Raw genomic sequence first — 10,633 nt, 5'->3', positions numbered from 1 at the left:
ACATAAACCCGCACGAGCTCGTTCACACCCGGAGGCAGATCGTCATCGTCCTCACGCGAGAACACCCGGATGCCGATGACCTTGCCCGACTCACCGTGGGGCACCTTCAACGAGGTGTCACGGACTTCACGGGCCTTCTCACCGAAGATCGCCCGCAGCAACCGCTCCTCCGGGGTCAGTTCGGTTTCACCCTTCGGGGTGACCTTCCCGACCAGGATGTCCCCGTCACGGACCTCGGCACCGATCCGCACGATGCCCCGCTCGTCGAGGTCGGCGAGGACCTCGTCGGAAACATTCGGGATATCACGCGTGATCTCCTCGGCACCCAGCTTCGTATCACGAGCATCGATCTCGTGCTCCTCGATATGAATCGAGGTGAGCACGTCGTCTTCGACCAGACGCTGGGACAGGATGATCGCGTCTTCGTAGTTGTGGCCCTCCCACGGCATGATCGCCACGAGCAGGTTCTTACCGAGCGCCATCTCACCGTTCTGGGTGCACGGACCATCAGCCAGCACCTGCCCACGCTCGACCCGCTGACCCTCGTCCACGATCGGACGCTGATTGGCACACGTGCCCTGATTCGAGCGCGCGAACTTCCGCATCCGATACGACTTCCGCGAACCGTCATCGGCCATCACCGTCACATAGTCGGCGGAAACCTCCTCGACCACACCGGCCTTGTCGTTGACCACGACATCACCGGCATCCACCGCAGCACGCAACTCCATACCCGTACCCACAACCGGGGACTCCGAACGGATCAACGGCACCGCCTGCCGCTGCATATTCGCACCCATCAAGGCACGGTTGGCGTCATCGTGTTCCAGGAACGGAATCATGGCGGTCGCCACCGACACCATCTGACGCGGCGAGACGTCCATAAAGTCCACCCGGCCGGTATCGACGAGTTCGACCTCGGAGTACCTGCGCCGCACCGCGACCCGTGCCGCCACGAACCGGCCCTCGGCGTCCAGCGATTCGTTCGCCTGGGCCACGATGTGCCGATCCTCCTCGTCGGCGGTCAGGTAGACGATCTCGTCGGTCACGCGGCCGTCGATCACCTTCCGATACGGCGTTTCGAGAAACCCGAACGGATTCACCCGCGCGTATACCGACAGGTACCCCATCAGCCCGATGTTCGGGCCCTCCGGCGTCTCGATCGGGCACATCCGGCCGTAGTGGCTGTAGTGCACATCGCGGACCTCGAGGCCGGCGCGTTCCCGCGACAGGCCGCCGGGGCCCAGCGCCGAGAGGCGGCGCTTGTTGGTGAGGCTCGCGAGCGGGTTGCGCTCGTCCATGAACTGCGAGAACTGCGAGGTCCCGAAGAACTCCTTGAGCGCGGCCACCACGGGCCGGATATTCATCAGCGACTGCGGCGTGATCGCCTCCACGTCCTGGGTGGTCATCCGCTCCCGGACCACCCGTTCCATCCGGGACAGGCCGACCCGGAACTGGTTCTGGATCAATTCACCCACGGTGCGGACCCGGCGATTGCCGAAGTGGTCGATATCGTCGACCTCGACCGGCACCTCGATTCCGCCCGGCACGGTCATCGTCGGTTCTCCCGCGTGCAGACGCAGCAGATATTCGATGATCCCGACGATGTCCTGTTCGGTGAGCACCCGGGGCCCCGTCGCGGCATCGGTCCGGACACCGAATTTCTTGTCCGTCTTGTAGCGACCGACCCGGGCCAGGTCGTAGCGCTTGTCGTTGAAGAACAGGTTCTCCAGCAGGTTCTGCGCGGACTCCTTGGTGGGCGGTTCGCCCGGACGGAGTTTGCGATGGATATCGAGCAGTGCCTCGTCGGTGGTCGAGATGTTGTCCTTCGCCAGCGAGGCCATCATCACCTCGGAGAACCCGAACCGCTCGGTGATCCGCTCGCTGGACCAGCCGAGGGCTTTGAGCAGCACGGTCACCGGCTGGCGCCGCTTGCGGTCGATACGCACGCCGACGGTATCGCGCTTGTCGATATCGAACTCGAGCCACGCACCGCGCGACGGGATGACCCGCGCACTGTGCAGATCCTTCTCGGTGGATTTGTCGACGGTGTGGTCGAAGTACACCCCGGGCGACCGCACCAGCTGGGAGATGACGACACGTTCGGTGCCGTTGACGATGAAGGTGCCCCGCTCGGTCATCATCGGGAAATCGCCCATGAACACCGTCTGGCTCTTGATCTCGCCGGTGTCGTTGTTGATGAACTCCGCGGTGACGAACAAGGGCGCCGCGTAGGTCAGATCCTTGTCCTTGCATTCCTCGATCGAGGCCTTGACCTCTTCGAAGCGTGGTTCGGACAGCGACAGCGACATGGTCGCCGAGAAATCCTCGATCGGGCTGGTCTCCGCGAGCACCTCCGCCAGACCGCCGGCACGTGAATCGCCGCGCGCCGCCGCCCGTTCGCGCCGGTCCGGCGCGCCGATCAACCACGCGAACGATTCGGTCTGGATCTCCAGCAGGCCCGGAACATCCAGTGGCTCGAGGACTCTGGCGAACGAGGGCCGCTCCGGGCTCGCGGGGACCGGGCTCTCGACCGATGTTGTGGCAACGACCTCGGTCTGATTCGGGAGTACCAAGATGCGTCCTTCCAGCACCGCACGCCACCCCTCTCGGGGCGTCGTGTCTCTGCTTGTCCTGTGAGCGGTAAACGGATCGCGCACCGCGGACCGGGCCGCCCGAACGCAACTCGACAACAACGGAAGAAAACAGCACACAGACGGTGCCACTTTCCACGGCGGTTTCGTATTTCGAGAGTTCGGACAGCGCGGGTCACGGCGCGAAGCCCTAAATTACACGCGAAATTGGCAGATGTCGAGAGACATGAAAAAATAAAGCAACCATTCTCAGGCGCTTTCCCATTTTTATATTGACACCCCGGCGTAGCGCACGTCAAGCCGAATGGCGGAAATCCGCCGATATCGCGGTCCCGCCGGTGAGAACGCGACCCACCCGAGCAGCTCCCGACCACCTCGGCGCAATCATCAGCATCGACTCGCCCGGCCGACACCGCTATCGACGTGCCCCATCGGACCGGGCATCGAGCGGCGCGGGCGCAGGCCTTCCGAGCGCCGGGCCTTCGAAAGAATGCACGCCCGCCGAAGGAAAAATCGAGAGATCCGATCCGAATCGGATCCAGAGAAGAATTACCCCCACTGACTTCGAATATATCGCACCACGAACAAACCGATAAAACCGGGGCCCACATCCGGCGAATTCGAGGCTCCGGCCCACAACAGCCGGTTGTGGGCAACCGCCGCCCCGGTTGTTCGACCGGACATCCGTTTTCTGCTTGCTCGCGCAGGTCACCGGGAGGGTGTGCGAGCGAGAGGTGTGCCGGGATGACGCAGAAACGGTCCCTGGGAAGAGAGTTCGGATGGCTGTGGACCGCCTACGCGGTCAGCCGTTTCGGTACCGCGCTGGCCTTCAACGCCTTCGGGCTGGTCGCGATCCTCGTACTGCACGCCGGCCCGGCCGAGGTCTCGCTACTGTCCGCGGCGGGCCTGGCGGTCGGCGCCCTGGTGGCGATTCCGCTGGGCCCCTGGGTGGAGTTCCGGCGCAAACGGCCCGTATTGATCGCGATGGACCTGATCCGGTTCGCGGCGCTGCTGAGCGTGCCGATCGCCTACGCGTTCGGGGCACTCGGTTTCGTCCAGTTGCTGACGGTCACGATTATCGCCGCGACCGCCGATATCGGATTCACCGCCGCTTCCGGCGCCTATCTGAAAACACTGGTGCCGCCGCGGGACCTGCTCGTGGCGAATGCCCGGTTCGAATCCACGAACTGGACCGCCATCGTGCTCGGCCCGCCACTGGGCGGCGCGGCGATCGGCCTGTTCGGTCCGATGATCACCCTGCTGGCGGACGCGGTGAGCTATCTGGCCTCGGCAGCGGGTCTGCGCGCGATCGACGACCGGGAACCGAAACCGGTCCGCGCCGACTCGGTCCGCACGGGCGGGCAACTGGAAGGCTGGCGCTACATTCTCGGCCATCCCGGCCTGTGGCCGCTGCTCGTCAACGACGCCGCGGTAAGCGCCCTGATCATGGCGACACAGCCGCTGATGTCGGTTCTCATGCTGACGGAACTCGGTTTCGCACCCTGGGAATTCGGGCTCGCGTTCGCGCTGCCCTGTCTGGGCGGGTTGGCCGGGGCGCGACTGGCGCCCGGCCTAGTCGACAGCTTCGGGCACGGGCGGATCCTGCGAGTGTTCGGAACCCTGCGGGTGTGCTGGCCGGTCGCGCTCGGTGCGGTGACCGCCGGTGCCGGTGGATTGACACTCGTGCTGGTGGTCCAAACCGCGGTGATCATCTGTATGGCGGTGTTCAATCCCGTGTTCGCGACCTATCGGCTCGAACAGTTGCCGGCCGACCGAGCGACCCGCGCGCTGGCGGCCTGGTCGATTTCCAAGAAGGTCACCGTCGCGGTGATCACCGGGCTGTGGGGTCTGCTCGCCGCCTGGATCGGAGCCCGCGCGGCGATCATCCTCGCCGGCGTGCTGCTGCTGGCGACACCTGTGTTGTTCTGCGCCGCCCACGGAGGCGTGGGTCGAGGCCCGTCCCGCCGGTCGGCCCGCGAGATTCACCCTGCGCGATCCTCAGGCGCGCAGCGCGGCGGCCAGCGCCGGGTTCACCGCCGTCGACAGCGCGAGCAGCGATTCAACCAGCAGTTCGATCAGCTCGTCTCGGGAGATCGATTCGCCGCGCAACCACGACAGCGTGGTCTCCTCGGTGAACGCCACCCAGCCCCGGACCACGAGAACCAGGCGGGGCTGCTCGCGTTCCTCGGGGGACAGCGGCACCTGGGCGAGGATGATGTCGACGATCGCGCGCCGGGTCTGCTCCACCATCCCCACCAGTTCCGGACTGGAGCTGGTGGGCCCCCGCAGCAGGGCCAGGTACGAAGTGCGGTTTTCGCTGACATAGTCGATATAGCGGCCGACCGAGTCGCGCAGCATATCGAACAGGCTGAGCGTGGGGTCGGGGACGACCCGGGCCAACAGTTCGGCGTTCGCGTGCCGGACGACTTCGAGCTGGAAGTCCTGTTTGGTGGGGAAATAGTGGAACAGCAGGCCTCGCGAGATCCCCGCCTGGGCCGCGATCTCGCTGACCGAGATGTCCTCGATCGCGCGTTCACCGAGCATCTTGACGCCGAGGGTTATCAGCTGTGTCTTCCGCTCGTCCGGGCTCAATCGGACGCGTTTGGCGGGTGCTTCCGGGCTCGTACTCACCTGGCCATCCTACTGAATGCTGTTCAATACTGTTGACTGCGACTCAATAAGACCTTACGCTGACTACATGAGTCGCAAGGTTACAGACAAAGCTGTCGCTAACCAGCCCACCCGTCATCTGCGGACGATCATCATCGGTAGCGGTTTCGCCGGCCTCGGCCTCGCCATCCGGCTCACCCAGCAAGGCCGCGAGGATTTCCTGGTACTGGAACGCGGTAGCGATGTCGGTGGGACCTGGCGTGACAACACCTATCCCGGAGCCGCGTGCGATGTGCCCTCGCACCTGTACTCGTACTCGTTCGCCCTCAACCCCGACTGGTCGCGATCGTTCTCCCGGCAGGGCGAGATCCAGGCCTATATCCAGGGCGTGGCCGACAAGTACAACGTGCGCGACAAGCACCTCTTCGACTGCGATGTCACCGGCGCCCGCTGGAACGCCGAGACCGCGCAGTGGGAGGTGACCACCAGCAAAGGCGATTTCACCGCCGATACCGTGGTCTCCGCTGTCGGTGCGCTGTGCGAGCCCAACCTGCCCGATATCAAGGGCATCAACAGCTTCGCGGGCGAGATCTTCCATTCCGCCCGGTGGAATCACGACTCCGACCTCGCGGGCAAACGGGTCGCGGTCATCGGCACCGGCGCCTCGGCCATCCAGATCGTCCCGGCCATCGCCGGCCGCGTCGAGCACCTCGACGTCTACCAGCGCACCGCCCCCTGGCTGCTGCCCCGGATGGACCGCCCCTACCTGCTACCCGAGCGACTGGCGTTCAAGCACATCCCCGGCGCGCAGCGCCTGTCCCGGGCCGCCATCTACGCCGCCCGCGAGACCCAGGTCGTCGGCCTGGCCAAATTCCCGCCGCTGATGCGGGGGTTCGAGGCCCTGGCCAAAGCCAAACTGGCCATCGAGATCCGCGATCCGGAGCTCCGCAAGAAGGTCACCCCGAACTTCCGGATCGGATGCAAGCGCATGCTGATCTCCAACGAGTACTACCCGGCGCTGGACCGCGACAACGTCGACGTGGTCACCGACGGTATCGCCGAGATCCGCGCGAATTCGATCGTCACCGAGGACGGCACCGAACGCGAGGTCGACGCGGTCGTGGTCGCCACCGGCTTCCACGTCACCGATTCCCCGGCCTACGAAACCATCTACGGCCGGGACGGCCGCAGCCTGACAGAAGTGTTCGACGATATCGGCCAGCAGGGTTACAAGGGTTCGGCGATCGCGAATTTCCCGAATATGTTCTTCCTGCTAGGACCCAACGTCGGCCTGGGGCACACTTCGATGGTGTACATGATCGAATCGCAGATCAACTACATCGCCGATGCGCTGGCGACCTTCGAGCGCCGGGATCTGCGCACCGTAGAAGTACGCCGTTCGGCACAGGACGCCTACAACTCCGCCCTCCAGAAGAAACTCACCAAGAGCGTCTGGAGCACCGGCGGCTGCGCCAGCTGGTATCTGGACAAGCACGGCAACAATACGACCCTGTGGCCGGACTTCACTTTCGAATTCCGGCGCATCACAAGGAGATTCGATGTAGCCGCCTACGATACGACGACGGCTGCCGACGCAACCGCTCGACCTGACCTGAAAGTAGTGACCGCAAAATGAGTACAGCATCACGTAGTGATTCCCCCAGGGGCGGCGGCCGGGCGACGGGAGGGCGCAACGATTCGTACTTCCGCAACAAAGTCTGTGTCATCACCGGAGCCGGCTCCGGAATCGGACGTGCGCTGGCCGTCAACCTGGCTCGGCGCGGCGCGAAACTGGCCCTCTCCGATATCGATACCGAAGGCCTGGCCGAAACGACGCGCCGCTGTGAAGAACTGGGCGCGGACGTCAAATCCGACCGGCTGAACGTGGTCGAACGCGAAGCCGTACTGCTCTACGCCGACGCGGTGAAACAGCATTTCGGGGTGGTCCACCAGATCTACAACAATGCCGGAATCGCCCACCACGGCGATGTCGTCAAAACCGAGTTCAAAGACATCGAACGCATCATGGATGTCGACTTCTGGGGCGTGGTGAACGGGACCAAGGCGTTCCTGCCCTACCTCATCGAATCCGGCGACGGCCATGTGGTGAACGTGTCCAGCCTCTTCGGCCTCATCGCGGTCCCCGGCCAGGCGGCCTACAACTCCGCCAAGTTCGCGGTCCGCGGTTTCACCGAGGCCCTGCGTCAGGAAATGCTGGTGGACCGCGCACCGGTCAAGGTCACCTGTGTGCACCCCGGCGGTATCAAGACCGCCGTCGCCCGCAACGCCACCTACAGCGACGATATCGACGGCGCGGAAGCCAGTTCGATGTTCGACAAATACCTCGCCATCCACAGCCCGGAAATGGCCGCGCAGACCATCGTCGACGGGGTCCGCAAGGGCCGCGGCCGGGTCCTCATCGGCTGGGAGGCCAAACTGCTGGACCTGTTCGTGCGCACCACCGCCGCGGGCTACCAGCGCATCGCAGTCGGCGTCGAACGACGCTTCCTGCCCTGATCGGTACCGGAGAAGGAACGAGATGCGAGATATCGCGCTACCACTGCCGCTGGCGCGGGCGATCCTGGGCCCGATGTACCGGGTATCGCTGCATTCCCGGCTGCCCTGGCGGGTCCAGCGGGCCCTGATCGACGCCGGGTCGGCCTTCCAGCCGGTTCCCCCGGGTGTCCGGGTCGAACGGATCCGGCTGGGCGGCCGCCCGGCCGAACGGCTCGCACCCCGCACCCCCGCTCCGGCCGACCCCGCCGCCGTGCTCTACCTGCACGGCGGCGGGTACGCCGTGGGTTCGCTGGCCACGCACCGATCGCTCAACGGCCGGCTCGCCGCCGGTACCGGGCTGCCGGTCTATGCCGTCGGCTACCGGCTGGCCCCCGAACACCCCTACCCGGCGGCGCTGGACGACGCCGAGGCCGCCTATCTCGAGCTGGTCACCGAACACGGTTACCGGCCGGACCGGATCGCGATCGCCGGCGACTCGGCCGGGGGCGGTCTGTCGCTGGCCCTGGCGCAGCGGCTCATCGCCCGGCACGGCCACACCCCCGCGGCGCTCGGCCTCATCGCGCCGTGGGTGGATCCGAACCAGCTCGCCGAACGCCCGCGCGATCTGGTCGTCAACGGCCCCTGGTCGCGCGCGTGCGCAGCCGCCTATCTCGGTGCGGGCGACCCCGCCGACACCGGCTACGCCCCACTGCACGGCGTACTCGCCGGACTGCCCCCGGTCTATATCCAGGCCGATGTCGAGGAACTACTGCACCCGCAGTGTGTCGACCTCACCGCGGCGCTGCGGGAGGCCGGGGTCGAGGTCTCTTTCACCGAGAGCCGAGGCCTCTGGCATGTCGCCCAGCTACAAGCCGCACTGGTGGGCCCAGCTGCCACGGCGCTGACCGAAATGGCCGTTTTCCTGCGGCAAGCCGTCGATCAGCTACCTCTGCGCGACCTAGGATGAAGGCCTGATCGGAACCGGTTTCGCCGCGACTCCACGGTGAGATCCAGGGCGTTTACCGGTGGCCCGCGCCCCGCGCTGTTCCGGTGGCGTAAATTACCGACGAGTTGGCAAACAGGGAAAGGCAATGATGCGCGAGTTCGAAGCCCCGGCTTCCTACACCATCCCCGAGGACGCGAACAATTCCGACAACGTGTTCCGCTACGCGAAAGAGTCCCCCGCCGCGGTGATGTTCAACGTCCCCGACGGTAAGGGCGGATGGCGCGATGTGCGGGCCGCGGAGTTCGCCACAGCGGTCACCGATGTGGCCAAGGGCCTCATCGCGTCGGGTGTCGAACTGGGCGACCGGGTCGCCATCATGGCCGCCACCCGCTACGAGTGGATCCTGCTCGATTTCGCCATCTGGGCGGCCGGCGGCTGCACCGTGGCGATCTACGACAGCTCCTCGGCCGAACAGGCCCGCTGGATCCTGCAGGATTCGGCGACCGCGCTGCTGGTCGTCGAGAACGCCAAACACAGCGGCGTGATCTCGGAGATCGATCCGGGTGAACTGCCCGGACTGCGCGAAACCCTCCAGATCGACAAGGACGCGATCGACGAGCTGGTACGCCGCGGTGCCGACCTGGACGAGCAGGCCGTGCACGAACGGCGCGGCCAGGTCAACGCCGCATCGCCCGCCACTCTGATCTACACTTCCGGCACCACGGGCCGGCCCAAAGGCGTGATGCTCAGCCACGCCAACCTCTGGGCGGAATCGCGGGCCGACCGGATCGCGATGGCGTCCTTCCTGACCAGCGGCAACAAAACGCTGATGTTCCTGCCGCTGGCACACGTCTTCGCCCGCGCCGTGAGCCTGGCCGCCTTCGACGCCAAGGTCACCGTCGCGCACACCGCCGACTGGGGCACGCTGGTCCAGCAGTTCGCCGAGCACAAGCCGGACTTCGTACTCTCGGTACCCCGTGTCTTCGAGAAGGTGTTCAACGGCGCCAAGCAGAAGGCACACGACGAGGGCAAGGGCAAGATCTTCGACGCTGCCGCGGCCACCGCGATCGAGTACAGCGAAGCCCTGGGCTCCGGGAAACCCGGTCTGGTGCTGCGCGCCAAACACGCGCTGTTCGACAAACTCGTCTACGGCAAGTTGCGAGCCGCCCTCGGCGGCAATTGCCAGGCCGCCGTCTCCGGTGGCGGGCCGCTGGGCGCGCGGCTCGGCCATTTCTTCCGCGGTGTCGGGGTCACCATCTACGAGGGCTACGGTCTCACCGAGAGCACCGCCGCTGTCGCGGTCAACACCCCCGAGCACATCCGGGTCGGATCGGTCGGCCGCCCGCTGGAAGGCCACGGCGCCAAGATCGCCGAGGACGGCGAACTGTTGCTGCGCGGTCCGGTCATCTTCGCCGGCTACTGGGGTAACGAACAGGCCACCGCCGACGCGTTCGCCGACGGCTGGTTCAAGACCGGCGACCTGGGCACCATCGACGCCGACGGTTTCATCACCATCACCGGCCGGAAGAAGGAAATCCTGGTCACGGCGGGCGGTAAGAACGTCTCCCCCGCCCCGATGGAGGATCAGCTGCGCGCGCATCCGCTGATCGGCCAGGTGATGGTGGTCGGTGACGGAAAACCGTTCATCGGCGCGCTCATCACCCTCGACCCGGAAGCGCTGCCGGGCTGGAAAGAACGCAACGGCGTCGCCGCCGATATCGATATCGCCGAACTGGTGGTGAACGCGACACTGGTCGCCGAGGTCGAAGCCGCGGTCGCGGAGACCAACAAGAAGGTCTCCAAGGCGGAGCAGATCAAGAAGATCAATATCCTGACCTCGGACTGGACGCAGGAAACCGGCGAACTGACCCCGAAGATGTCGCTGAAACGCGGTGTCGTCATGAAGCAGTACGCGGCCGAGGTGGACAAGATCTACAGCTGATCCCCCGGACGGCAGCGGCCCCGATGAGCATCGTGCTCATCGGGG

The 10,633-nt window shown here is 65.7% G+C and carries 6 protein-coding genes and 1 pseudogene; 5 read left to right on the top strand and 2 right to left on the bottom strand.

What is annotated here, in order from left to right; all coding sequences use genetic code 11:
• The coding region (rpoB, locus tag ACWCPQ_RS34765; RefSeq protein WP_449907342.1) for a DNA-directed RNA polymerase subunit beta at positions 1-2,594 on the bottom strand (2,594 nt) is incomplete at its 3' end.
• A 744-nt stretch (positions 2,595-3,338) separates the two neighbouring features.
• Here rpoB and ACWCPQ_RS34760 point away from each other — a divergent pair.
• Positions 3,339-4,508 (top strand): annotated as a pseudogene (locus ACWCPQ_RS34760) (MFS transporter); the annotation flags it as partial.
• 84 nt (positions 4,509-4,592) lie between these two features.
• Here ACWCPQ_RS34760 and ACWCPQ_RS34755 read toward each other — a convergent pair.
• Positions 4,593-5,138 (bottom strand): TetR/AcrR family transcriptional regulator, encoded by a 546-nt coding sequence (locus ACWCPQ_RS34755; protein ID WP_449907348.1) that lies wholly within the window; start codon positions 5,136-5,138, stop codon positions 4,593-4,595.
• Positions 5,139-5,292: 154 nt separating this feature from the next.
• On the opposite strand from ACWCPQ_RS34755, the gene ACWCPQ_RS34750 reads away from it, so the two are divergent.
• The 4 genes from ACWCPQ_RS34750 to ACWCPQ_RS34735 all read left to right on the top strand — a co-directional run bounded on the left by ACWCPQ_RS34750 (position 5,293) and on the right by ACWCPQ_RS34735 (position 10,588).
• Positions 5,293-6,840 carry a flavin-containing monooxygenase gene (locus ACWCPQ_RS34750; protein WP_449907339.1) on the top strand — a complete coding sequence of 516 codons (1,548 nt, stop codon included), beginning with the start codon at positions 5,293-5,295 and terminating at the stop codon, positions 6,838-6,840.
• Positions 6,837-7,721: an SDR family NAD(P)-dependent oxidoreductase gene (locus ACWCPQ_RS34745; RefSeq protein WP_449907336.1), complete on the top strand. Its 885-nt coding sequence runs from the start codon at positions 6,837-6,839 to the stop codon at positions 7,719-7,721. Before ACWCPQ_RS34750 ends, ACWCPQ_RS34745 begins: the two co-directional genes overlap by 4 nt.
• 22 nt (positions 7,722-7,743) lie before the next feature.
• Positions 7,744-8,667 (top strand): alpha/beta hydrolase, encoded by a 924-nt coding sequence (locus tag ACWCPQ_RS34740; RefSeq protein WP_449907335.1) that lies wholly within the window; start codon positions 7,744-7,746, stop codon positions 8,665-8,667.
• 127 nt (positions 8,668-8,794) lie between these two features.
• Positions 8,795-10,588, top strand: a complete 1,794-nt coding sequence (locus tag ACWCPQ_RS34735) for an AMP-dependent synthetase/ligase (protein WP_449907345.1) — start codon at positions 8,795-8,797, stop codon at positions 10,586-10,588.
• The last annotated feature ends 45 nt before the right edge of the window (positions 10,589-10,633 follow it).

This window comes from Nocardia sp. NPDC001965 (assembly GCF_053594175.1).
This window is presented reverse-complemented; position numbering and strand designations above follow the sequence as displayed.